At 60.8% G+C, this 22,825-nt stretch carries 19 protein-coding genes; 9 read left to right on the top strand and 10 right to left on the bottom strand.

Annotated features, from left to right (window positions below):
* Positions 1-111: 111 nt before the first annotated feature.
* Positions 112-891 carry an alpha/beta fold hydrolase gene (locus FHT92_RS19090; RefSeq protein ID WP_183828236.1) on the top strand — a complete coding sequence of 260 codons (780 nt, stop codon included), beginning with the start codon at positions 112-114 and terminating at the stop codon, positions 889-891.
* A gap of 123 nt (positions 892-1,014) precedes the next feature.
* On the opposite strand, the gene FHT92_RS19085 is transcribed toward FHT92_RS19090, so the two are convergent.
* Together FHT92_RS19085 and FHT92_RS19080 are read right to left on the bottom strand one after the other, a co-directional pair.
* On the bottom strand, positions 1,015-1,467 hold the full coding sequence (locus tag FHT92_RS19085) for a VOC family protein (protein ID WP_183828233.1): 453 nt from the start codon (positions 1,465-1,467) through the stop codon (positions 1,015-1,017).
* A gap of 12 nt (positions 1,468-1,479) precedes the next feature.
* Positions 1,480-1,746 (bottom strand): hypothetical protein, encoded by a 267-nt coding sequence (locus FHT92_RS19080; RefSeq protein WP_246735510.1) that lies wholly within the window; start codon positions 1,744-1,746, stop codon positions 1,480-1,482.
* 139 nt (positions 1,747-1,885) lie between these two features.
* On the opposite strand from FHT92_RS19080, the gene gcvA reads away from it, so the two are divergent.
* The 3 genes from gcvA to catE all read left to right on the top strand — a co-directional run bounded on the left by gcvA (position 1,886) and on the right by catE (position 6,115).
* The gene (gcvA, locus tag FHT92_RS19075) at positions 1,886-2,773 is read left to right on the top strand and encodes a transcriptional regulator GcvA (protein ID WP_183828230.1); all 888 of its coding nucleotides are present in this window, start codon (positions 1,886-1,888) and stop codon (positions 2,771-2,773) included.
* Between the two features lie 181 nt (positions 2,774-2,954).
* A complete protein-coding gene (locus FHT92_RS19070; RefSeq protein ID WP_183748176.1) occupies positions 2,955-3,812 on the top strand; it encodes an SDR family oxidoreductase in 858 nt (285 codons plus the stop codon).
* Positions 3,813-3,976: 164 nt separating this feature from the next.
* Positions 3,977-6,115 carry a catalase C gene (gene catE / locus FHT92_RS19065; protein WP_183828227.1) on the top strand — a complete coding sequence of 713 codons (2,139 nt, stop codon included), beginning with the start codon at positions 3,977-3,979 and terminating at the stop codon, positions 6,113-6,115.
* A gap of 60 nt (positions 6,116-6,175) precedes the next feature.
* On the opposite strand, the gene FHT92_RS19060 is transcribed toward catE, so the two are convergent.
* The 7 genes from FHT92_RS19060 to FHT92_RS19030 all read right to left on the bottom strand — a co-directional run bounded on the left by FHT92_RS19060 (position 6,176) and on the right by FHT92_RS19030 (position 15,133).
* A complete protein-coding gene (locus FHT92_RS19060; RefSeq protein WP_183748173.1) occupies positions 6,176-6,508 on the bottom strand; it encodes a helix-turn-helix transcriptional regulator in 333 nt (110 codons plus the stop codon).
* Positions 6,509-6,679: 171 nt separating this feature from the next.
* Positions 6,680-8,734, bottom strand: a complete 2,055-nt coding sequence (locus FHT92_RS19055; protein WP_183828223.1) for a response regulator — start codon at positions 8,732-8,734, stop codon at positions 6,680-6,682.
* A 125-nt stretch (positions 8,735-8,859) separates the two neighbouring features.
* Positions 8,860-9,102 carry a hypothetical protein gene (locus tag FHT92_RS19050; RefSeq protein ID WP_183748169.1) on the bottom strand — a complete coding sequence of 81 codons (243 nt, stop codon included), beginning with the start codon at positions 9,100-9,102 and terminating at the stop codon, positions 8,860-8,862.
* A gap of 71 nt (positions 9,103-9,173) precedes the next feature.
* Positions 9,174-10,040, bottom strand: coding sequence for an alpha/beta fold hydrolase (locus FHT92_RS19045; RefSeq protein WP_183828220.1), 867 nt, complete (start codon positions 10,038-10,040; stop codon positions 9,174-9,176).
* 231 nt (positions 10,041-10,271) lie between these two features.
* Positions 10,272-11,807, bottom strand: a complete 1,536-nt coding sequence (locus FHT92_RS19040) for a sensor histidine kinase (protein WP_183828218.1) — start codon at positions 11,805-11,807, stop codon at positions 10,272-10,274.
* A 289-nt stretch (positions 11,808-12,096) separates the two neighbouring features.
* Complete coding sequence (locus tag FHT92_RS19035) at positions 12,097-14,139, bottom strand: NADH:flavin oxidoreductase (RefSeq protein ID WP_183828215.1); 2,043 nt, start codon at positions 14,137-14,139, stop codon at positions 12,097-12,099.
* An 88-nt stretch (positions 14,140-14,227) separates the two neighbouring features.
* Positions 14,228-15,133 carry a DMT family transporter gene (locus FHT92_RS19030; protein WP_113116468.1) on the bottom strand — a complete coding sequence of 302 codons (906 nt, stop codon included), beginning with the start codon at positions 15,131-15,133 and terminating at the stop codon, positions 14,228-14,230.
* A 114-nt stretch (positions 15,134-15,247) separates the two neighbouring features.
* On the opposite strand from FHT92_RS19030, the gene FHT92_RS19025 reads away from it, so the two are divergent.
* Positions 15,248-16,123, top strand: coding sequence for a LysR family transcriptional regulator (locus FHT92_RS19025; RefSeq protein WP_007822164.1), 876 nt, complete (start codon positions 15,248-15,250; stop codon positions 16,121-16,123).
* On the opposite strand, the gene FHT92_RS19020 is transcribed toward FHT92_RS19025, so the two are convergent.
* Positions 16,098-17,081, bottom strand: coding sequence for a GlxA family transcriptional regulator (locus FHT92_RS19020; protein ID WP_183828212.1), 984 nt, complete (start codon positions 17,079-17,081; stop codon positions 16,098-16,100). The genes FHT92_RS19025 and FHT92_RS19020 overlap by 26 nt on opposite strands.
* Positions 17,082-17,190: 109 nt before the next feature.
* Between FHT92_RS19020 and FHT92_RS19015 the strand changes: the two genes are divergently transcribed.
* The 4 genes from FHT92_RS19015 to FHT92_RS19000 are packed head-to-tail and all read left to right on the top strand — an operon-like array spanning position 17,191 to position 22,820.
* Positions 17,191-18,093, top strand: a complete 903-nt coding sequence (locus tag FHT92_RS19015; protein ID WP_183828209.1) for a 3-keto-5-aminohexanoate cleavage protein — start codon at positions 17,191-17,193, stop codon at positions 18,091-18,093.
* 7 nt (positions 18,094-18,100) lie between these two features.
* A complete protein-coding gene (locus tag FHT92_RS19010; RefSeq protein WP_183828206.1) occupies positions 18,101-19,591 on the top strand; it encodes a carnitine 3-dehydrogenase in 1,491 nt (496 codons plus the stop codon).
* Positions 19,592-19,601: 10 nt separating this feature from the next.
* A complete protein-coding gene (locus FHT92_RS19005) occupies positions 19,602-20,762 on the top strand; it encodes an acyl-CoA dehydrogenase family protein (protein WP_183828203.1) in 1,161 nt (386 codons plus the stop codon).
* Positions 20,763-20,765: 3 nt separating this feature from the next.
* Positions 20,766-22,820, top strand: a complete 2,055-nt coding sequence (locus tag FHT92_RS19000) for an acetate--CoA ligase family protein (protein WP_183828201.1) — start codon at positions 20,766-20,768, stop codon at positions 22,818-22,820.
* Positions 22,821-22,825: the final 5 nt, after the last annotated feature.

Raw genomic sequence — 22,825 nt, 5'->3', positions numbered from 1 at the left:
GATGTTATTGCTCCGATTCCAGAGTTGCTTCCGCCGACCCGCGATCACCGTAGAATTCTATTCAGGCGTATTGGCTCACTGAAATCACTTGACCTAGAAGGAAACGAAATCATGATGATGAACAGACGTATGTTCACCGGCGCCCTAGTTGCCGGCGCCGCCGCTTCTCTCGTCTCCACTCGCGCGATAGCAGCGACTCCCACGCCGGCAAAGGCTCGCAACGTCGTTCTGGTGCACGGGCTGTTTGCTGATGGCTCATGCTGGTCCGACGTGATCGCGCGCTTGCAGGCCGCTGGGCTGAATGCCACAGCAGTACAAAATCCATTGACAACCTTGCCTGATGCGGTCGCCGCGGCGCAGCGGGTACTCTCGCGACAGGACGGCCCAACGGTTCTGGTTGGCCATTCCTTTGCCGGAATGATCGTTACGGAAGCTGGCGTACATCCAAACGTTTCCGCGCTCGTTTATGTGGCCGCGCGTGCCCCGGATGCCGACGAGGACTATACGGCGTTGGCCAAGACCTATCCGACGCCGCCAGCATCAGCCGGCATCGTCTTCGATGGCGACGAAGGACGCCTTACTGAAGCAGCGTTCCTTCGCGATTTTGCCGGCGACCTTCCGGAAGCAAAGGCAAAGGTTCTCTACGCCGTTCAGGAACCGTTCCAGAAAGCGCTTCTTGCAGGCAGGACGACCCAGGCGGCTTGGCGCTCCAAGCCGAGCTGGTATGCCGTCTCCACGGAAGATCGTACGATCAACCCCGATCTCGAACGCTTCATGGCCAAGCGCATGGGCGCTAAGACCATCGAACTGCAGGCCAGCCATCTGTCGCTGATCTCTCATCCAGACGAGATAACCGGCCTCATTCTGGAGGCTGCGGGGCAACGCAGTTGATGGCGGGATCGATCAACCGGAGGTCTCAAGGACAACGAGATGAAACGATGCCGAATTCGAAGTGCACCGGAAGCCTGCGCGCCACGCAACAGGCGCTGTCTCCACCGAAAGCGCTGATCTTCGCTAGCCTCGGTAGGCCTGCTCAAGATCAGCGATGACGATCTTCTTCATCTTATACATCGCCTGCAGCACTCGCCCCGCCTTCTCCTTGTCGGGATCGGCGACCATCCGCAGCAGGATCGTCGGCGTAACCTGCCAGTAGACGCCGAACTTGTCCGTCAGCCAGCCGCATGGCTGCTCTTTGCCGCCTCCGGACGTCAATGCGTTCCAATAATAATCGGTTTCCGTCTGGTCGCCCGTCTCGACCAGAAAAGAGAATGCTTCATTGTATGGCACACGGGAGTGAGCGTTCAGGGCAGCGATCGGCAAACCTCCCAATTCGAAGCGGACAACCGACAGCTCCGGATCGGGGAGATCGATGCGTCCGAGGATTCGAGAGTCCTTGAACACTGAAGTGTAGAACTCCATGGCCTCCTCGGCACGAGACGCAAACCAAAGATGGGGATAGATCTTCATGTCGCTTCTCCTTCAGTGTTCGAGGTGACCGGCAACTCGGCCATTGCTGATTTGCATCAGCGATCCATCCCAGTCGCGCTCGAAGCCGATGTCCTGCAGGCGATGGGTGGAAAAGCGTGCAATATGTCTCATCGTCCAGCGGCGTCGAACGCTCGCGAACAATTGGGCTGCTTGTCCGATGACCATTGCGCAAAACAGGTCAACGGGAACCGTAGGCAGGCGCGCAGAGCCTGGCGTGGTGATGCGGCAATCTGCATTGTGAGCGAAAGTAACACTCATGACGATCTCCTCTTAGCGGCACACTGGTATCAATAGGTTCGAGAAAAGCCTTCCCGATGCTCGGAGAGTGCATGGCTCCTGGCTAGACGACAATCGAATATTCGTGCAGGATTTGTGAGTAGAGATCACAGGTAATCCGATGCCCAGACGACTTCCACCTCTGACCACGCTTCCAGCCTTCGACGCCGCGGCTCGTCATCTGAGCTTCACCAAGGCGGCCGCAGAGCTCCATGTGACGCACGGAGCCATCAGTCGTGCCATCCGCAACTTGGAGGAACAGCTCGGCAGCCGGCTTTTTGAGCGGGGAACCCGATCTGTCAAACTCACACCGGAAGGTGCCGCCTATGCTGCGGAGATCGGCGCGGCCCTTGATCGGATCGGTGCTGCGACAATCGCGGCAACTGCGCTCAAGTCGGCAGGCGTCCTCAATGTCAGCACGTCGGACGGCTTTGCAGGGCGATGGCTTGTGCCGCGGCTCCACCGCTTCCATCGCGCCAACAGGGATATCGACGTGCGCTTGTCGACGTCCGGCACGTTTTCGGATTTCATCAGGGACGGAATTGATATCGCGATCCGGTATGGCGCCGGAGGGTATGAAGGCGTGACATCGGAGTTCCTGGCTGAGGAAGAGGTCTCGCCTGTCTGCAGTCCGGAACTGCTGCAAGGGGAGCATGCGCTGCGAACACCGGAGGACCTGAGACATCACAGGCTCATTCACGACAACTTCCGCATCGACTGGGCGACATGGCTCCGGGCAGCGGGTCTGGACGATATCAACCCCAGCAACGGGGTAAGATACGAATCTGCCGCCTTTGCTGTCGAGGCGGCAGTGCAAGGCGAAGGTGTATTGCTGGGCAGGAGCGCGCTCGTCTCTGCCGATCTGGCGGCTGGCCGACTGGTGCGTCCCTTTGATCTGACGCTGAAGTCAAGGTGGAACTATTATGTCGTCTATCCAGATGGCGCACTGCGGCAACGGAAAGTCAGGACATTCCGGAATTGGCTATTCAGCGAAATGGCAGCCGGCTGACTGAGCGTCCATATAGCGAGCTTCAGCCAGGAAACCGTCCATTGCCACGAACTGACAGGGAACTGTCGGACCCCAGACGAGTTGTTGTACCGGACCGACCGCCCAGCCGCGGCGACGAAGGCCGAAGGCTCGTCGGCTGATGTCGGCCAGTCCGCCCCATCAATACCTGGAGGAACAGAAAATGGCCAATTATCCGACCCCGCCCTTCGATACGCCGCATCAGCCCATGCCGGGCACCACTGGGGCGATGTCGCCGATACCCGACCACGGCGAACGGACCTATCGCGGCTCTGGGCGGCTGACCGGCAGGAAAGCCGTCATTACCGGCGGCGACAGCGGCATTGGACGCGCTGTTGCGATTGCCTATGCCCGGGAAGGTGCTGATGTTCTTGTTGCCTATCTCGACGAGGACGACGACGCGCGCGAAACTCAGAAGTGGATCGAAGAGGCAGGGCGAAAGGCAGTCCTCGTTCCAGGAGATCTGCAGGATCCGGAGCATTGCCGCCACATCATCGAAACCGCACGCAGCGAACTTGGCGGCATAGACATCCTCGTCAACAATGCGGCCCATCAGGCAAGCTTCAAAGATATTGGCGAGATCAGCGACGACGAATGGGAACTGACGTTCAAGGTCAATATCCATGCGATGTTCTACCTGACCAAGGCGGCGGTCCCGCATATGAAAGCCGGCAGCGCCATCATCAACACGGCGTCGATCAATGCCGACAGCCCGAGTCCTCATCTGCTCGCTTATGCGACGACCAAGGGCGCTATCCAAAACTTCACGGCCGGTCTCGCGCAAATGCTGGCTGAGAAGGGCATCCGCGCCAATGCAGTCGCGCCCGGCCCGATCTGGACGCCTCTCATTCCCTCCACAATGCCCGATGAGGCGGTCAGGAATTTCGGCAAGCAGGTCCCGATGCAGCGCCCTGGCCAACCCGCCGAGCTCGCTACCACCTATGTAATGCTCGCCGATCCGCTGTCGAGCTATGTTTCCGGAGCAACGATTGCCGTGACGGGCGGCAAACCGATCTTGTGAACTGGCCTACCTGGAGCCGGCAAGACTGTCGAACAGCCGGCGGCAAGGCCAGCCTTTGACATTCCAGCTTGGTTCGAGGTTCACCCCAAGACATCCTTGGGCGGCGAAGCGACCGTCGGCCAGGTATCTTTCATTGTTCACACAGATCGTAAGGGATTGAGACAATGGCCAAGAAAACGTCGACGACTGCCAAAGCAAATACAGCGGCGGTCCACGACCAGAAACTCCATCGCGGTCAAGGTGGCGAGCTTCATCAGTTCGCCGAAGATGGCTATCCGACCCTGACCACCGCCCAAGGCGGAGCCGTAGCCGACGATCAAAACAGCCTGCACATCGGAGCACCCGGACCGGCATTGATCGATGACTTCCATTTCCGGGAAAAGATCTTCCATTTCGACCATGAGCGCATTCCCGAACGCGTCGTCCACGCGCGCGGCTACGGCGCGCATGGTTTCTTCGAGACCTATAAGTCCCTTGCTGACTATACTCGGGCCGACGTCTTCCAGCGCCCTGGCGAGAAGACGCCCGTCTTCGTGCGCTTTTCGACGGTCGCCGGCAGCAAGGGGTCTTTCGATCTTGCGCGCGATGTGCGCGGCTTTGCCGTGAAAATGTACACCAAGGAGGGAAACTGGGACCTCGTCGGCAATAACATCCCCGTTTTCTTCATCCAGGATGCCATCAAGTTTCCCGACGTTATCCATTCCGTGAAACCGGAGCCGGACCGAGCATTCCCGCAGGCACAGTCCGCCCATGACAACTTTTGGGATTTTATCAGTCTGACGCCGGAAAGCATGCATATGATCATGTGGGTCATGTCGGACCGGGCGATCCCACGCTCCTTCCGCTTCATGGAGGGCTTCGGCGTCCACACCTTCCGCTTCGTCAACGCCAAGGATCAATCGACCTTCGTCAAATTCCACTGGAAGCCTAAACTCGGCCTGCAGTCTGTCGCCTGGAACGAGGCGGTGAAGATCAACGGCGCCGATCCTGACTTCCATCGTCGCGATCTCTGGCAGGCAATCCAGTCGGGCAACTTTCCGGAATGGGAATTGTGCGTCCAGCTTTTCGATCAGGAGTTTGCCGACGCCTTTGATTTTGACGTGCTCGATCCGACGAAGATTATCCCCGAAGAAATTCTTCCCGTTCAGCCTATCGGTCGGCTTGTCCTCGATCGCATGCCCGACAATTTCTTCGCCGAGACGGAACAGGTCGCCTTCATGACGCAGAACGTTCCGCCAGGGATAGACTTCAGCGACGATCCGCTTCTGCAGGGCAGGAACTTCTCCTATCTGGACACCCAGCTCAAGCGTCTCGGCGGGCCGAACTTCACGCATCTGCCGATCAATGCGCCGAAATGTCCCTTCGATACCTTTCAGCAGGACGGCCACATGGCGATGCGCAATCCGGTCGGCCGGGTGAACTACCAGCCGAACTCCTGGGGCGAGGGTCCGCGGGAATCGCCTCAGAAAGGCTTTCGACACTTCGCGTCTGAGGAACAGGGTCCAAAGGTCAGGCTGCGTCCGGAAAGTTTTGCCGACCATTACAGCCAGGCGCGCCAGTTCTACATCAGCCAGACACCGCCTGAGCAGCGCCACATCGCCATGGCGCTGACCTTCGAACTCAGCAAGGTCGAAAACCCTGTCATCCGCGAGCGGATGGTATCTCATCTTATCAATATCGATGAAACGCTCGCGACCACCGTTGCAGAAAAGCTTGGATTGCAGTCGCTGCCGAAGCCGGCCGATGCCGCCGTTCCAACGCGTCAGGACCTGGAGCCCTCGCCGGCGCTCAGCATCCTGAAACGCGGTCCAGGTCGCTTCGAGGGCCGCAAGCTTGGTATCCTGATCACCGACGGTGCCGATGCCAAACTGCTCCAGGACCTGACGGCGGCGCTCGTCAAACAGAAAGCCGTCTTCGAACTCATCGCTCCAAAGGTCGGTGGCGTGACCATTTCGGACGGCACCTGGGTCGAAGCACAGCATATGATCGATGGCGGACCCTCCGTGCTTTTCGATGCGATAGCACTTTTGACCTCGCCGGCGGCCATCGAGGATCTCGTCAAGGAGGCGACGGCTCGCGACTTCGTCGCCGATGCCTTCCAGCACTGCAAGTTCATAGGCTACGACCCGTCGGCACTGCCGCTGCTCGAAAAGGCTGGAATTTCCGAAAACATCGACGAGGGCGTGCTGAGCTTGCCTGGGGAAGACGGCATCGCCGCCTTCGTCACCGAACTCGGCAAGCTGAGGGTCTGGGGCCGGGAGCCCGCCGTGAAGCTTGGCAAAGCTTCGCCGCCGACAAAATGAGGACAAATCGCGGCATCGGCCTGTCCGAACCTTCGTCAGGTCCCCCCGACGCCGGCGGTCTCAGCCGCCTGCGCCGGGCGGAGCATCATTTTCGTAAAACTCACGGTACTGGATCGTTTCGTCTTCGGTGGTATCGACGTTCGTCCCAGCCGGCTGGCTGAACCGCACGCCGGGTCCGCCCGGGCTTGAGTAGTTTCCGTCGAGAAACGAAACACCGGCCGATTGGATAGCGTTGACGACCGCGTCAATTGCGCGCGACTCCGCCTCCAGCTGTCCTGGCACGGCTTCGAGTTCTTGGATCAGCGGCAATGAAACCCGCGCGGCTTCGGCAAGGTCCTTCTGTTCCCAATGTAATAGCGCGCGCGCTGCACGCAGCTGTTGGCTAGTAATCATAATACTACAGCTCCAACCGAATTGTCTGACAGAGCGGCTCAGTGATCCGTGACCGCCTTGTCTTCAAGGGCAAACGGCAAAGATTGACCGGGGTTCCGTTCGAAAGGATAAGAGCTGATGATATCAGCGTATCGATCGATCGAAGGAGTAGATATGCGGCGTCAGCGCCGATCAGCCCTTCGTCGGAATTTCCAGACGCACGACGTTTGCCGATTGGACGACCGGGATTTTCGCCTCCTCGAAGCAGGCGGCCAGATCCTCGATCTTGAAGGGCTTCGGGACGACCGGACATCCCACTTCCGTACCTGCCTCCAGCCTGTCGCTATAGCCGGTCATCAACACGACGGGCAGAGACGGGTTTCTGCGGCGGATCTCCTCGGCAAGCTCGATGCCTGACATGCCTGGCATCATGATATCGCTGACGACCGCTTCGATTTCAGGATGACGGTCCAGGATCTCGATCGCCTCGGGTCCACCTGCGGCTGCGAAGATCGTCGGCACGATGCCGTCGAGCACTAGTCGTACGGATTCCAGCGATGCCGGCGTGTCGTCGACGATCATGATCGTACGGGGAAGGTTTGCCGAAGGGGCCGGCTCCGCACGCACCGCCCGCGGCTCGTTTGATCGCGGCAGAAGCAAGGTGAAGGCGCTGCCGTGGCCGGCCAGACTTGCGACCTTGACTGCACCGCCGCTGCCGCTGGCGAAACTATGGACCTGCGTGAGGCCGAGACCCGTGCCACCATTCTTCTTGGTGGAAAAGAACGGCTCGAACACCCGTGCAAGATTTTCCGGGGCAACGCCGGTCCCGGTGTCAGAAATCGTCAGCGCGACGAACGGCCCCTTCAGGCCGGAACCCTCCGTCGACGCGTCGAGCACATTGCGAGCGGAAATGATCACATGTCCGCCTCCCGTCATGGCTTCGCGCGCATTCGTCAGGATGTTGATCAGGGCAATTTCAAGCCCAGCAGGATCGACGTGAATCGGCCAGGTATCTTCCGGCACCCTGATCTCCATCAGGATCGTGTCATTGACGGCTTGGCGCAGCAGCGGAGACAGTTCGGCAAGCCTGACGTCCAGTTCGACCTGGGAGGCGCCCTGGTTGGAACGTCTTGAAAACGACAACAGCCTTTGGGTGATCGCCTTTCCTCGTACCACGCCATCGCTCATATGCGTCAGAAGCTGCGTCACGCGCTGTTCGTCGTTTCGCCGTCGCTTGATGCCCTCAACTCCGGACTGGAAGACCATCAGGAGATTGTTGAAATCGTGGGCGGCCTGCCCCGTCAGCTTTCCAAGCGCATCCATCCGCTGCCAGTTGGCCATGCTCTCCCGCTCACGGTTTCTGGCGCGCACTTCCCTGTAAAAGAGAAATACAGCCGAGCCGGACAACAGGAGCGTAAAACAACTCGCCGTCACAAGCAGCACGGTGGCCTTGCGCGCCAGCCGCTGATAGTCGGAGACCGGCAGACCAACCCTTACCCGCCAAGGGGTGTCAGCGAGCGCGACCTCGGCGACCCGAAGGTCCATCCCGTCCTTGAGGGTGGCCGCGCCGAAATCCTCGCCGGAAAAGCTTGCAAATTCGCTGGCCGGATTACCGGCAAGGGCGGGAGCGCCGGTCGATGCCACAAGGCGGTCGCGCCCATCGACGATCCAAGCCGACCAGGACCCTGGAAGTCCGTTGGCATAGAGCAGTTTGGTCACCATCGCCGGACGGATCACCACCGACAGGACGGCCCTCAAACGATCGTTCCTTTGGATCGGGGCGCGCAACGCAAAGGCCGCCTGTCCGTTGGGTCCAATGGCGATATTGCCGACCACGGCGGCACCTGTGCGAACGACCGCGTCATGGCTTTCCATGTCCGCAACAGGCGCGTCTGCCGACGGATCGAGCGGGGGAAACGCCAGAACGACTTCGCCCTTCTCGTTCGAAATCCTGATCTGCTCCCATTCAGGCACCCGATCGAGCAAACGCCGCGCAGTCTCGGCAAAGGCGGCGCGCGGGATTGGAGGGTCGAGGCGCGGGGAATCGGCGACGACCGCGAGCAATTGAGCCTGGCTCTTGAGTTCACGTTGAAGAGTGGCGGCCAACGTCGCTGCCCGGCCGCGAATGTCGTCGTCAAGAGCTGTTTGCTGCTCCTTGATGAAGAACCTTCCCATCAGCGCCGCCAGTATGATGACCGGAATGAGCGAGGCGGTAATGAGAAGGAGCGCTGGCCGGGTTTTGTTCAACGGACCTCCGGATGTGTTCTTCGAGCCCTATCAAATAATCCAGAGCGGGAAACTTGCAATGCCAAGTTGGGACAAGGCTGACCTTTCCCCCTGAATAAGGGCTGCGGAGCCGAATCCCGAATGCATCAGTTGTGTCCCGCATCGCGCGATGGCGGTAGCTGAGCGGCGGAGCCAATTGCTGGCGACTCCGAGGGCGCTTCCGGCGCCAGCACGAGGCCCAGGACACACAGAACGAGGAATATAGCGGCGGCAATAATTGCCCAGGCGGACAAGGCGAGACCTCGGCTCGAGCCGGGACGTTCCTTGGCGTCATAGGCGGTTTGCGTCTCGGTCGATCCATAGGGATCGTGTTGGGGACGGTCGGCCATCTCCAAACCTCTGGTTACGAGAAGAAAACAAAACCCATGGGCGTCTGTTCCGTGCGCGCTTGCGCTTTGCTTCACATTTCTTGTCCCAGGAAGGCCGAAATCGCCTGCGCTAGCGCCGACGGATTTTCCTCCGCAACGTGATGGCCGCTGTCGATGCCGAAACCGTGCAGGTCATGTGCCCATGTCTCCCAGATCGCCAGCGGATCGCCATAGATCTGTTCAAGGTCGTCGCGCTGCGACCACAGGCACAGCGTCGGGCAGGCGATCCTGCGAGCTGCGTCGCGATCTTGCCGGTCGTGGATATGGTCGACGCGGATGCCGGCACGGTAGTCTTCGATCATGCCATGGACGACGAGCGGATTGGAGATCGCCTCGAGGACATCATCATAGGCTTGCCGTCCCATCGCGTCCGGGCGCAGCGTGTCGTACCAGGCGAGCGGATCGGCCAGGATCGCACGTTCGGGCTTGTCGGGTTGGGCAAAGAAAAACCAATGATACCAATCACGGGCGAACTCCCAGTTCGCCCGCTCCAGATGCTCAAGCACGGGGAGGCCGTCAATGATCACCAACCTGTCGACATGGTCTGCATGGTCCATTGCGATGCGAAAGGCACTCAGGGCGCCGCGATCATGGCCAACCACGGCAAACTTCCGGAAGCCGAGCGCCTTCATCATGTCGACGAGCGCCGCAGCCTTCGCTCGCTTGGACGAATGGCGGCTGTCGTGGGTATCGGCGGGAATGTAGGACCGTCCGAAGCCCGGCAGATCCGGGCAGATGACCGTGAAGAACGGCGACAGAAGGTCGGCCACCTTTCCCCACGTCATATGGGCTCTCGGATGTCCGTGCAGGAGAAGAACCGGCGGTCCGCTGCCACCGATGCGCAGACGGATCGCCCCTTCGGCAATCGCGACATATTGAAGCTCGAAACCTTCGAACATCACCCCTCCCGCACATTCGCACGTCTGATATAAGCTTGTCGTTCAACCGTTCACCCCTGGCGACGGAGAGGAACTCACGGATCGCGCCAGAGTTCCGACGGTAGCGCTCCGGCAAAGTCCGTAAAGCGGCGCTTCGGGATTTCGTCAAAGGGAGTGGCGCTGGACCATCGCGATGTTGTCTGCCGCTCTAAATGTCCTGCAAGCGTTGCGTCCGGCCACATGGCCGACGCGTCATCGTACGGCAATCGCCAACAGGGCGGTGAAGACGGTGCCCTGAGCTCGCTCGGTATCGTAGGTCCCATCCATCTGGCTGACGAAGGATTTGATCAACCTGCTTCCCATCCCGGCTTTCGCTGCAGCCGGCTCATATCCGATGCCGTCGTCGGCCACTTCAAGGAGGACCTTGCCGTCGGGACGCTCAAGCAGCCTTATGCGAATATGTCCGCCGGTCCGGCCGACAAAGGCGTATTTCATGCTGTTTGTCAGAAGTTCGTTCAAAAGCAATGCAAATGGCGTGGCCTTGTCCGCATCGATCCTGATATCGTCGATCTCGAAGGTCAGCTTGATTTCGCGATCGTGCAGCCCGACCAATGTGCGAACCAGGCTCGGGACGAACTGCCGTGCAGTGACGCTGCTGAACTGATCGAAGCCGTACATCTGCTCATGCACCGCCGACATTGCGACGATCCGCTCGTTCACCCTTTGGACGGTTTCAGGCCGCAGGCCCTGCAGCCGGATGAGCGCCATCACCGTCTGCAGGTTATTTTTCACCCGGTGATGAATTTCCCGCATCAGCACCTGATTGGTTCGAAGCGCCTCGGCAAGTTCTCCGGTGTGGCGCGCGTCCGCATGCGCCAGGCTGAGGATCTTCAATCCGCCGATCACAGCCGCACAAAGAGCCAGAAGAACGATCAGCGTGGCAATCGAGACATCGGTCCAGAAGGGCTTGAGTATTGCCGCAGTGTCGGCTGACGCGATGGCGACGAACGGCGTCCGCTCGACGATGCGGTATGCCACCAGCCTTCTGACCTGGTCGACGGGGGAGACAGACACATAAGAACCTGATGTCGCCTTACGCATATAGTCGGTAAAGAGGACGTAGCTGCCAAGATCGACGGCTTCTTTCGGCTCGGGATACCTGGCGATCAGCTTTCCATCCCGCCTCAGGAAGCTCACCGTAGAGCCCGGCCCGAGCGAGGCAGCGTCCCAGATCGATCGCAGCATCCCGACATCAAACGCCAGGATCGCCACGGCTTCGAACCTATCGTTCCGTTCGATGCGCGCAGCCGAGAGGAAAATATGGCGATCGGTGTTGCGCATGATCGTCATCGCCGACGTATGGTCCTCTGCGCCATTGGCCAGCCGGCGGAAATAGGTCTGGTCGACAATGTCGGCTGGGCTGCTTTCCCGGTCGGTCGAATAGAGCAGCTTCCCGTCCGCAGCCACCACATAGGCGGTCGCCGTGGTCGGCAATTCGGCCGTCGCGGCGTTGAACCGCCGAATGCGCTCCTCCGCTGGCAGGGCCGCCGTCGTTCCGAACGCATCATCCATGCGGAAAAGGGTCTGGCGCGCAAGCGAATTGATCCAGATCGCGTTGGTGGCAACGATCTTGGCCGTGGCCGTGACCTGATCTTCTCCACGCATGATCGCGGAGATGTAGCTCGAATGCAGCCAAAAGCCCAAGACGAGCGAGAGTGCAAGGAACATTGACACGATAGCGGCAATCGCAGCCCTGCCGACAATCGTGAAGCCTTTCGTGAGGCCCATCGAATCCCCATGGATTTAACAGGCGACACTGTCGGATAGCAGGCTATTGGAGTCAAGGATAGGTTGCAGCCGACCCCACTCTCCCCGTCCTCCGCTATACAATTTACTCGCTGACACGCGTTTGCCGAGCTTGTTGATAGGCTTCCGCTCGTTGAATCAGGCCCCAAAGGGCGATGCCGACATGATCGACGACACTCAAAGACCTAGTTCGTCTATCGATCCTCGCACCGACCGCATCCCGCACCTTTGAGCGGCGCCATCAGGATAACCGAGCTCAGCTATAAAGAGCTCAAAACAGCGAGCAGAACCTCAGAGCCTCATAAATGGCCGCATGGATGTTGCGGCTGGAAACCGCATCGCCGATCCGTACAAGGTCGAAATGTCCTTCGCTGTTGCGCGTTGGCAGCGGCGCCCGACGATTGATAAGGGCGGCATAATCCACGGCTCCACGATTTCGCGAGAGCGGCTTTAGCTCACGATAAAGCTCGTCATTGGCAATTGTGCCATGCTCGACAACGATCTGGGAGACACGGCGCTCCCACTGTGTGCCGTCTGCGAAATCCGACCCGAGCACAGCAACAAGGACATTGCCGTCACGTCGCACCGACTTGAGACGCGTGTTGATGGTGACTCTGACGTTCCGCTCCGCAAACGCACGGGCATAGGGCACGTGGTTCATGCCTCCCACATCAGGCGCGAAAAAGCGTTCGGGTGAAACGAGCTCGAGCTCGGCACCGGTTCTGGCAATCACTTCAGCCGCCGACATGCCTGGGTGCCCACCATTGTCGTCGAAGAGCAGGACGGTATCGGCCACTCTGATTCCGCCCGAAAGGATATCCCAGGAGGAGGTTACGAGTTCCTCGCCTGAATCGAGTTCAGCTTGCTGGGCAATGCCGCCGGTCGCAACGACGACGAGGTCGGCTTCGAGACTAAGCACATCACTCGCCTCTGCGTAGACATCATAGCGTATTCGAACGCCCAGCCGCTCCAGCTCCGCCAGCCGCCAGTCGATGATGCCGATCATCTCCTTGCGGCGGGGATTGCGAACCAGAAGATTGACCTGACCGCCGGCTTTTCCGGTTGCCTCCAGAACGTCGACCGCATGCCCACGCTCGGCCAGCACGCGGGCGGCCTCGAGGCCGGCCGGACCCGCACCAACCACGACCGCCCTGCGGCGGATGTCTGCCTTTTCGATCTCGTGCGGAATCTGCCCTTCACGGCCAGTCGCCGCATTGTGGATGCAGAGCGCCTCGCCGCCCTCATAAATACGGTCAAGACAGTATGTGGCGCCGACGCAGGGCCGGATACGTGCCTCCTCGCCGCCCTCAATCTTGCGCACGATATGCGGGTCGGCGATATGGGCGCGCGTCATGCCAACCATGTCGAGCTTTCCCTCTGCGATCGCGTGACGGGCCGTCGCCACGTCGCCGATACGCGCGGCATGAAAGACGGGAAACTTGGTTATCGCCCGCACTTCGCCGGCAAAATCCAGGTGCGGGGCAGATGCCATGCCCTGGATCGGAATGACCTCGTTGAGCGCTACATCGCTGTCGATATGACCGCGAATGATGTTGAGAAAATCGATGTCGCCGGACCGGGCAAACCGTGATGCGATCTCTATGCCTTCCTCGCGTGACAGTCCCTTCTCCCAGTCCTCGTCGGCGACAAGGCGCATGCCGACGATGAAATCCGGTCCGACCGCCTTGCGGATCGCCTGCGTGACAAGGACGGAAAAACGCATGCGATTGTCAAGCGAACCGCCGAATTCATCGTCGCGCCGATTGGTCGCCGGCGACCAGAAACCATCCAGCAAATGGCCGTAGGCCTCGATTTCGATACCGTCGAGGCCGGCTTCCTGCATGCGCTGCGCGGCGCTTGCATAATCGGCGACGATGCGTTCGATGTCCCAGTCTTCGGCCTCTTTCGGGAAAGCCCGGTGCGCAGGCTCGCGGATCGGCGAGGCTGACAGCACCGGCAACCAGTCGCCCTTGTTCCAGCTTGTGCGGCGGCCGAGATGCGTGAGTTGGATCATGACCGCCGCACCGAACTCATGACAGTCGTCGGCAAGTCTCTTCAACCAGGGCACGATCTCGTCGCGATAGGCGTGGAGATTGCCGAAGGACGGCGGAGAGTCAGACGAGACGACCGCAGATCCCGCCGTCATGGTCAGTGCGATGCCGCCTCTCGCCTTTTCCCTGTGATAGAGCCGGTAGCGATCCGTCGGCATGCCGTTTTCCGAATAAGCCGGCTCGTGAGCGGTCGACATGACGCGGTTTTTCAGCGTCAGGTGCTTGAGTTGAAACGGCTGCAGCAGGGGGTCTTTGGAGGACATGTCCGCACTCTTGCTTGGGTGGGAGTGGCAATCGAACCGCTATTCTGACCCATGCCGCCTGAAATGACGATCCGATCGGCGTCGCTTTCTAGCCGGCATGCGTCCGCCGGCTGCGGCTGAGGTCGACGGCGGTATGCCAGAGAACGGCTGCGAAGATGATGGCGCCGCCGAAGAAGGTGGCGACAGGCGGTTGCTCGGAGAACAGAAGCCAGACCCAGAACGGGGTCAGCACGATCTCCATCGTCCCGATCAGCGCAGCTTCGGCCGGCGGCATTCGCCTGGCCCCGGCCAGGAAGAGCACAAGCGCCAGCGAAAAATTGGTCGCACCGAAAGCAGCAAGCACGATCCAGTTGTGAAGATCAAGGGAGCCGACCGAGCCGAATGGAGCGAAGATGACGAGTGTGAGGAAGGCGCTGACAACAGTCGGCGGCAGGCTCGGCACCTCGGGATTGATGCGCGGGATGATGATGACGAGCGCGAAGGAGACCGTCATGCCAAGCGCCAGCAGGTCGCCGACCCCGGTGCCCCCGCCGATCGACGAGGCGACGATGACCACGACACCCAGAAGAGAAATGCCCCCGGCAATCAGCGTGCGCCTTCCGACACCCTCTTTCAGGATGATCCATCCAAACAGGGCGGCGATAAAGGGTGCGGTCGAATAGATCATCGTCACATTCGCGACGCTGGTCATATAGAGCGCGCCGATGAAGCAGCCCTGGCTGACCGTCTGGCAGACAATCATCGCCAGGCCGGACGGATGCAGAACTGAACGCCATTGCTTTCGTGATATCCCGCCTTCGAGGAACAGGCAGGGGATCAGCAGGAACAGTCCGCCGAACAACGAACGCCAGGCGATCGCCGTCCAGACGTCTGTCGTCAGGAGCCGCGAGTAGACCCCGCTGGCACTCCAGGCAAGTGTCGCCGCGATGACGAGAAGGATGCCTTTCTCGCGCTCGCCGGCACCGAGGTGCCTGGCCGGATGGTCAATGGTCACGCAAGTCAGTCTCGAAGGAGGAAAAGTCGAACGCACCTCCTTTCTGCACCCGCAATTGACATCAGGCAAACGAATAGTAGAGATGGATGTCATCGATTTTTTCTATGGCTATCCATGCGCGAGCCCATCGAGAGTGATCTTCTCCGGACCTTCCTCGTCGTCGTCGAGACCACCAATTTCTCTGCGGCCGCACAGCGCGTCGGCAGAACACAGTCTGCGATCAGCGCTGCGATCAAGAAGCTGGAAGACACGATCGGCGAAGCACTGTTCGAACGCGGCGCCCGAGGGGTGGTGCTGACACGTCAGGGCGTCCAGCTCGTTCCCTATGCCCGCCGTGTCATCGATCTCCTGAGCGAGGCGGCGGCGACGATCCGCAGTAAACCGCTCGGCGGACCGGTTCGCATCGGCATTCCCGAGGAATATAGCCAGACCGTGCTGCCCGCAGCACTTGCGGCCTTCGCCGTGCGTCATCCGGCTGTCGAGGTGACGATCTCCTGCGATTATACTGTCCGCAACATCGCCGCCCTGGAACGCGACGAGCTCGATCTCGCCGTCGTCTTCGACTGGAGCGATCAAATGAGTGGTGAGGTGCTATGCATCGATCCGACCGTCTGGGTGACCTCGATCGTCCACCGGCTGCACGACATCGACCCGCTGCCGATCGCAACCTACAGAGACTCGAGCTGGTGTCGCGATTTTGCGTTGAAGTCGCTGCACCAGCTCGGGCGCAACTACCGGGTCGCATTCATTGCCGATACCAGCTCCGGACTGAAGAACGCCGTGACTGCCGGTCTCGCCGTCACCACGCTGTCGCGCAGCAACATCCCACCCGGCTGCCGGGAGCTGACGACCGAGGACGGCTTTCCGCCGGTCGATTCCTCAAGGGTCGTGCTTCGTCGCAATACCTTTCGGTCCAGCGAAGCGGTTCGCGAGCTAGCCGAGATGGTGCGCGATGCCTTCCAGCCTATGGCCGGGCCTCCGATGGCCTGACCGGACGCCGCAGCCGTCGCCGCGTTTCCGAGGGGCTTTCGGAATAGCTTGCCCGATAGCTTCGCGCGAAGGCAGAGGCCGAGTTGAAGCCGGTTGCGGCGGCAATGTCGGCGAAGGACGCCGTCGTCTCTATCACCTTGCGCCGCGCCGCGTTCAATCTCAGGGCAAGATAATGGATATGGGGCGGCGCACCGATCGAGGCTTGGAAGAGATCCTGCAGGTGCCGGGCGCTGATCCCGACCCTACGGGCAAGACGCGCCAGCACGATCGGCTGCTCGATATTGTCCTCCATCAGCCGCACTGCGTGGGCCACCCGCGGATCATCCATGCGCAAACCTGCCGACAAGGCCTCGTCGGCATGAAAGGATGGCTGCTCGTAGCGGAACAGCCGGCTGACCTCGAGCGCCAGCGAATAGCTCTGACGCCGCCGGATGATCTCCAGCATCAGGTCCACGGTCGGCAGCGAGCCCGATGTCGTCAGCCGCTTGCCGTCGATGACGAACCGGTCCTTGACGGCCGACACCTGCGGATAGGCAAGCGCGAAATCCTCGTAATCCTCCCAATGCACGGTCGCCGACAAGCCGTCGAGCAGGCAGGCTTCCGCAAGCAGCCAGGTGCCGGATTCGATGCCGGCGATCATCGTCCGGTGGCGTGCCGCCTGCGATAGCTGCATCTTCAGGCCCGCTGTCGCACTTTGCCGCCAGTTGTAGCTCGCCAGCACGAAGAGCGGCGTATCCGATGCCGTGGTCTGGAACGTTCCCTGCGTCGGTATGGCAATGTGGCTGGTTGTGGGCACAGCTTCTCCATCAGGCGTGAAGATGCGCCAGCGATAGAGCTCGCTGCCGGAAATGCGGTTTGCCCCGCGCAGCGGTTCGATAACGGAGGCAATGAGAATGAGGTTGGTGTCCGGCAGGACAAGAAGATCGATGTCGAGCCGTTCGGTCGATCGCTCCAGCACGGTCCCCTCCCTCTGGTGTTCCGATAATGTATCGATCGATTCCGAAATTGCAAAGCATCCTCGCCCGTCCTGGCGCGTAATGCCCTCAAGACGAGGGAGAACAACAAACATGCCTCTTGCGATGAACCGCGATGTTTTCATCACCTGCGCCGTCACCGGTGCCGGCGATACGGTTTCGAAATCCAGCCACGTTCCCATTACTCCCAAGCAGATCGCGGATTCCGCGATCGACGCCGCCAAGGCTGGGGCGGCAGTCGTTCACTGTCATGTCCGCGATCCGGAAACCGGTGCCGCAAGCCGCCGCAACGACCTCTACAGGGAGGTCACCGACCGCATCCGTTCGGCCGACGTCGATGTGGTGCTGAACCTGACGGCCGGCATGGGCGGAGACCTGATTTTCGGCGATGTCGAAAGCCCCCTTCCCTTGAAGACGGCGGGAACGGATATGGCAGGGGCAACGGAGCGCGTCAGCCATGTTGCCGAATGCCTCCCGGAAATCTGCACGCTCGACTGCGGCACGATGAACTTCAATCTCGGCGATTACATCATGACCAACACGCCCGCCATGCTGCGGGCAATGGCCAAGAAAATGACAGATCTCGGCGTGCGCCCCGAGATCGAAGCCTTCGACACCGGCCATCTGTGGTTTGCAAAGCAGCTCGCCGAAGAAGGCCTGATCGAAGATCCGGTGCTGATCCAGCTCTGCATGGGCATTCCCTGGGGTGCCCCTGACGATCTCAACACCTTCATGGCCATGGTCAACAACGTGCCCGACAGCTGGACCTTCTCGGCCTTTTCGATCGGTCGCAACGCCATGGCCTATCCGGCCGCCGCGGTTCTGGCGGGCGGCAATGTCCGCGTTGGCCTGGAGGACAATCTCTATATCGGCAAAGGCGCTCTCGCCACCAACGCGCAACTCGTCGAAAAGGCAGTGCAGGTGGTTGAAGGCATGGGTGCCAGGATCATCGGTCCTGAGGACGTCCGCAAGAAACTGAAGCTGACGAAGCGCTGAGGACGGCATGACAGGAATTACCAAAGCGGCCTGTATCGGCGGCGGCGTCATCGGCGGCGGCTGGATTGCACGTTTTCTGCTTGCCGGCATCGATGTCAGCGTCTTCGATCCGCATCCGGAAGCAAGCCGTATCGTCGGTGAGGTTCTTGCCAATGCGGAGAAGGCCTATGGGATGCTGACCGGCGCGCCGCTGCCGCCGCGCGGCCGGCTTACCTTTGAAACGTCGCTGCAAGAGGCTGTCTCCGGTGCAGACTGGATCCAGGAAAGCGTGCCCGAACGGCTCGACCTCAAGCGCCGCGTATTGACGGAAATCGATGCTGCGGCACGACCGGACGCGCTGATCGGCTCGTCCACCTCCGGCCTGCTGCCAAGCGACCTGCAGCGCGACATGAAACATCCCGAGCGCCTCTTCGTCGCCCATCCCTACAACCCCGTCTACCTGCTGCCGTTGGTGGAAATCGTCGGCGGCGAGAAAACCTCGAAAGCGACCATCGAGGCAGCGATGGAGCGGCTTGCTCCAATCGGCATGAAGGGCGTTCATATCGCCAAGGAGATCGAGGCCTTCGTCGGCGACCGGCTGCTCGAAGCGCTCTGGCGCGAGGCGCTCTGGCTTATCCATGACGATATCTGCACCGTCGAGACGCTCGACGACGTCATCCGCTATTCCTTCGGGTTGCGCTGGGCGCAGATGGGCCTGTTCCAGACCTATCGCATTGCCGGCGGCGAGGCCGGAATGCGCCATTTCCTCGCGCAGTTCGGACCCTGCCTAGCCTGGCCCTGGACGAAACTGACCGACGTCGTCGACCTCGACGACGCGTTGATCGAAAAGATCGGAAAACAGTCGGACGAACAGGCCGCCGGCCTTTCGATCCGTGCACTTGAGCGCATCCGCGACGAAAATCTCGTCGGCATCCTGCAGGCGCTGAAGGTCGGAAATGACGGCAAGGGCTGGGGCGCCGGCCAATTGCTGAAGGATTTCGAACGGTCCCTGTGGGCCGCAGGCGGCGGGAAAACCGCTACGGCCGATCCTTCTGGTCCCCTCAAGCTCGTCGAGACAAAGGTGAGCCCCGCCTGGGTCGACTATAATGGCCATATGACGGAGCATCGCTATCTGCAGGTTTTCGGCGATACGTCCGACGCGCTTCTCCGGCTGATCGGGGTCGATCTTGCCTATGTCGAGGCCGGGCAGAGCTACTATACGGTCGAAACCCATATCCGCCATCTCGGCGAGGCCAAGCTCGGGCAGGCGATCCATTCGACCTGCCAGATTCTCGCAGTCGATGAGAAGCGGCTGCACCTCTTCCACACGATCTGCGACACTGAAAGCGGCGCCTTGCTCGCCACTGCCGAGCAGATGCTGCTGCATGTCGATACCGAAGCCGCCAGGGCGACACCGGCGCCAGTCGCAGTCCTCGACAAGGCGAATCTGATTGCCGCGGCCCATGCAAAGCTGCCTCCCCCCGATGGGGTTGGCCGCCATATCGGCCAGAAACGATAGGGAGATCGACATGGATTTCGGCCTCAGCGAAGAACAGAAGATGATCGTTGAAACGGTCCGCGGCTTCGTCGAAACCGAAATCTATCCGCATGAGAACGAAGTCGAGCGCACGGGTTTCGTTCCGCCGGATCTGGCGGCTGAGATCCGGCGCAAGTGCATCGAACTCGGCTTCTACGCTTGCAATTTCCCCGAAGAGGCGGGCGGCGCCGGCCTCGATCATGTCACCTTCACGCTTGTCGAGCGGGAACTCGGCCGCGGCTCCATGGCGCTGACGGTCTTTTTCGGTCGTCCCTCCGGCATCCTCATGGCCTGCGAGGGCGAGCAGCGCGAACGGTATTTGCTTCCTGCCGTCCGCGGGGAAAGGACCGACGCGCTGGCGATCACCGAACCGGACGCCGGTTCTGACATGCGCGGCATGAAATGCACCGCTCGCAGCAACGGCAGCGATTTCGTGCTCAATGGCACCAAGCATTTCATCTCGCATGCCGATGCCGCCGATTTCATCATCGTCTTTGCCGCGACCGGCGAGGAGGAAACACCGAGAGGTCTCAAGAAGAAGATCACCGCGTTTCTGATCGATCGCGGCACGCCAGGCTTCGAAATCCTCAAGGGCTATGATTCCGTCTCCCACCGCGGCTATCATAACTGCACCCTGAGCTTTGCCGATTGCCGGATTCCGGCCTCCCAGGTTCTGGGCGAGGTACATCGCGGTTTCGAACTCGCCAATCAATGGCTCTATGGCACGCGGCTCACTGTCGCCGCCACCTGCGTTGGCAGGGCACGGCGCGTCTTCGACATGGCCTTGTCCTATGCCGCCGAGCGCAAGCAGTTCGGCAGACCGATCGGCGCCAATCAGGGCGTCTCCTTCAAGCTCGCCGACATGATCACCGAGATCGACGCTGCCGACTGGCTGACGCTTTCGGCGGCATGGCGACTGGATGCAGCCCTGACTTCCGATCGCGAAATCGCTTCGGCCAAGCTTTACGCCTCCGAAATGCTTGCCCGCGTCACGGATGAGGCGATCCAGATCTATGGCGGGATGGGCCTGATGGACGACCTGCCGCTCGCCCGCTTCTGGCGGGATGCACGCGTCGAACGCATCTGGGACGGCACGTCGGAAATCCAGCGTCATATCATCAGCCGCGATCTTCTGCGGCCTCTGGGAGCGTAACCGATGGCATCACGTGCGCTCGACCGCCTGTTCAGACCGCAAACGATCGCCGTCTTCGGCGGCCGGGAGGCGCGTCGGGTGATCGAGCAGTGCGACCGAATGGGGTTTAAGGGTGAGCTCTGGCCCGTTCACCCGACGCACGACGAGGTTCTCGGGCGGCGCTGCTACAGAAGCGTTTCCGACCTGCCCTCTCCGCCGGACGCGGCCTTCGTTGGTGTTAACAGGATGCTGACCGTCGAGATCGTGCGCAGCCTGTCGGCAGCGGGTGCCGGCGGTGCGGTCTGTTATGCCTCCGGCTTCAGCGAGGCCGTGGCGGAACTCGCCGATGGCAGCGACCTGCAACAGGCGCTGGTTGGCGCCGCCGGCGATATGCCGATCCTTGGACCGAACTGCTACGGCTTCATCAACGGCCTCGACGGCGCGCTTCTCTGGCCCGATCAGCACGGCATGAGGCGCGTCGAGCGCGGCGTGGCAATCCTGACCCAATCGTCGAACATAGCGCTCAACCTGACCATGCAGACACGCGGCCTGCCGATCGCCTATGTCGTGACCTCGGGCAACCAGGCGCAAACCTCGCTCTGCGATGTCGCCTACGGCCTGCTTGCCGACCCGCGCGTGACGGCGCTTGGCCTCCATGTCGAAGGCTTTGGCGACAAAGCTGCGCTTGAGCGCCTTGCCGCCACAGCCCGCCAGATGAAAAAGCCCGTTATTGTCTTGAAAGTCGGCAAGTCCGAACAGGCGAGACAGGCAACGCTTTCCCATACCGCATCCCTTGCCGGCGGCGATGCCGTGGCCGACGCAGTGCTTGCCCGCCTCGGTCTTGGCCGCGTCGAAACGCTGCCGGCGCTGCTCGAAACGCTGAAACTCCTGCATATAGCAGGCCCGCTGCAAGGTGCCGCGATCTCCTCGATGAGCTGCTCGGGTGGCGAAGCCTCGCTGATCTCTGACGCTGCCATCGGACATGCTGTCACGTTTCGAGATCTCGAACCAAAGCAACCGCCGCGCCTGAGAGGCATCCTCGGCGATATGGTGACGCTCGCCAATCCGCTCGATTACCATACGTTTGTGTGGGGAGATCTCGCGCGTCAGACAGAGGCTTTCACTGCAATGTTCGAGGGTAGCTACGACCTCAATCTCGTCGTCCTCGATTTTCCCCGCGCCGATCGATGCGAGGCCGCAGATTGGGTGACGACGGCTGACGCGGTCACCGCTGCCGCGTCTGCGACAGGCGCGCTCGCCGGAATCCTGGCGACCCTGCCCGAAAATATGCCGGAGGCTGTCGCCGACCGACTGGTCGCCGAAGGCGTCGTTCCCTTTTGCGGCATTGATGAAACCCTGATCGCCGCGGAAGTCGCAGCCGGCATCGGCGATACCTGGCGCAAGCCGCCTTCCCTGCCGCTTCTCAATATGGCGTCTGTCGAAGGTGCAATCGAAACGCTGACGGAGGCCGATGCGAAGACCGAACTCGACCTCGCCGGCCTTCCGATCCCCAAAGGCCGGGTTGCAAGTTCGCCGCTTCAGGCGGCGGATTATGCCCAGCGGCTCGGCTTTCCTGTTGTCCTGAAAGCGCTTGGCGTCGCGCACAAGACCGAAGCAGGCGCCGTCGCACTCAACCTGAAGGATGCCAAGGCCGTATCGGATGCCGCATCAAAGATGGCTGCGACAGACGGTTTTCTGGTCGAGAAGATGATCGACCCGCCCGTCGCCGAGCTGATCGTCGGCGCTTCCCGTGACCCGATTTTCGGATTATCGCTAACGCTCGGCGCCGGAGGAATTTTCGTCGAATTGCTGGAGGATTCCCTCGTTTTGCCGTTGCCGACGACGAGATTGGAAATTTCCGAGGCAATTTCGCGTCTCAAGATCGCAAAATTGATCGAGGGATATCGCGGACGCCCGAAGGGAGATCTTGAAGCGACCGTGACGGCTGTCGCGCGGGCGGCAGATTATGTCGTAATGAATGCGGCACGGCTGGAGGAACTGGACATTAATCCCTTGATGGTTCTTCCCGAAGGTCACGGCGTGACCGCAGTCGATGCCCTGATCCGGCGGAGGAGGTAGCATAG

Source organism: Rhizobium sp. BK377 (assembly GCF_014193935.1).
Taxonomy (GTDB): domain Bacteria; phylum Pseudomonadota; class Alphaproteobacteria; order Rhizobiales; family Rhizobiaceae; genus Rhizobium.
This window is presented reverse-complemented; position numbering and strand designations above follow the sequence as displayed.

Coding starts and splice junctions, on each gene's coding strand:
- FHT92_RS19000 (WP_183828201.1), top strand. CDS start 20,766: ATGGCATCACGTGCGCTCGACCGCCTGTTCAGACCGCAAACGATCGCC.
- catE (WP_183828227.1), top strand. CDS start 3,977: ATGGCCAAGAAAACGTCGACGACTGCCAAAGCAAATACAGCGGCGGTC.
- FHT92_RS19035 (WP_183828215.1), bottom strand. CDS start 14,139: ATGTCCTCCAAAGACCCCCTGCTGCAGCCGTTTCAACTCAAGCACCTG.
- FHT92_RS19025 (WP_007822164.1), top strand. CDS start 15,248: ATGCGCGAGCCCATCGAGAGTGATCTTCTCCGGACCTTCCTCGTCGTC.
- FHT92_RS19060 (WP_183748173.1), bottom strand. CDS start 6,508: ATGATTACTAGCCAACAGCTGCGTGCAGCGCGCGCGCTATTACATTGG.
- FHT92_RS19085 (WP_183828233.1), bottom strand. CDS start 1,467: ATGAAGATCTATCCCCATCTTTGGTTTGCGTCTCGTGCCGAGGAGGCC.
- gcvA (WP_183828230.1), top strand. CDS start 1,886: ATGCCCAGACGACTTCCACCTCTGACCACGCTTCCAGCCTTCGACGCC.
- FHT92_RS19005 (WP_183828203.1), top strand. CDS start 19,602: ATGGATTTCGGCCTCAGCGAAGAACAGAAGATGATCGTTGAAACGGTC.
- FHT92_RS19045 (WP_183828220.1), bottom strand. CDS start 10,040: ATGTTCGAAGGTTTCGAGCTTCAATATGTCGCGATTGCCGAAGGGGCG.
- FHT92_RS19080 (WP_246735510.1), bottom strand. CDS start 1,746: ATGAGTGTTACTTTCGCTCACAATGCAGATTGCCGCATCACCACGCCA.
- FHT92_RS19090 (WP_183828236.1), top strand. CDS start 112: ATGATGATGAACAGACGTATGTTCACCGGCGCCCTAGTTGCCGGCGCC.
- FHT92_RS19050 (WP_183748169.1), bottom strand. CDS start 9,102: ATGGCCGACCGTCCCCAACACGATCCCTATGGATCGACCGAGACGCAA.
- FHT92_RS19010 (WP_183828206.1), top strand. CDS start 18,101: ATGACAGGAATTACCAAAGCGGCCTGTATCGGCGGCGGCGTCATCGGC.
- FHT92_RS19015 (WP_183828209.1), top strand. CDS start 17,191: ATGCCTCTTGCGATGAACCGCGATGTTTTCATCACCTGCGCCGTCACC.
- FHT92_RS19040 (WP_183828218.1), bottom strand. CDS start 11,807: ATGGGCCTCACGAAAGGCTTCACGATTGTCGGCAGGGCTGCGATTGCC.
- FHT92_RS19070 (WP_183748176.1), top strand. CDS start 2,955: ATGGCCAATTATCCGACCCCGCCCTTCGATACGCCGCATCAGCCCATG.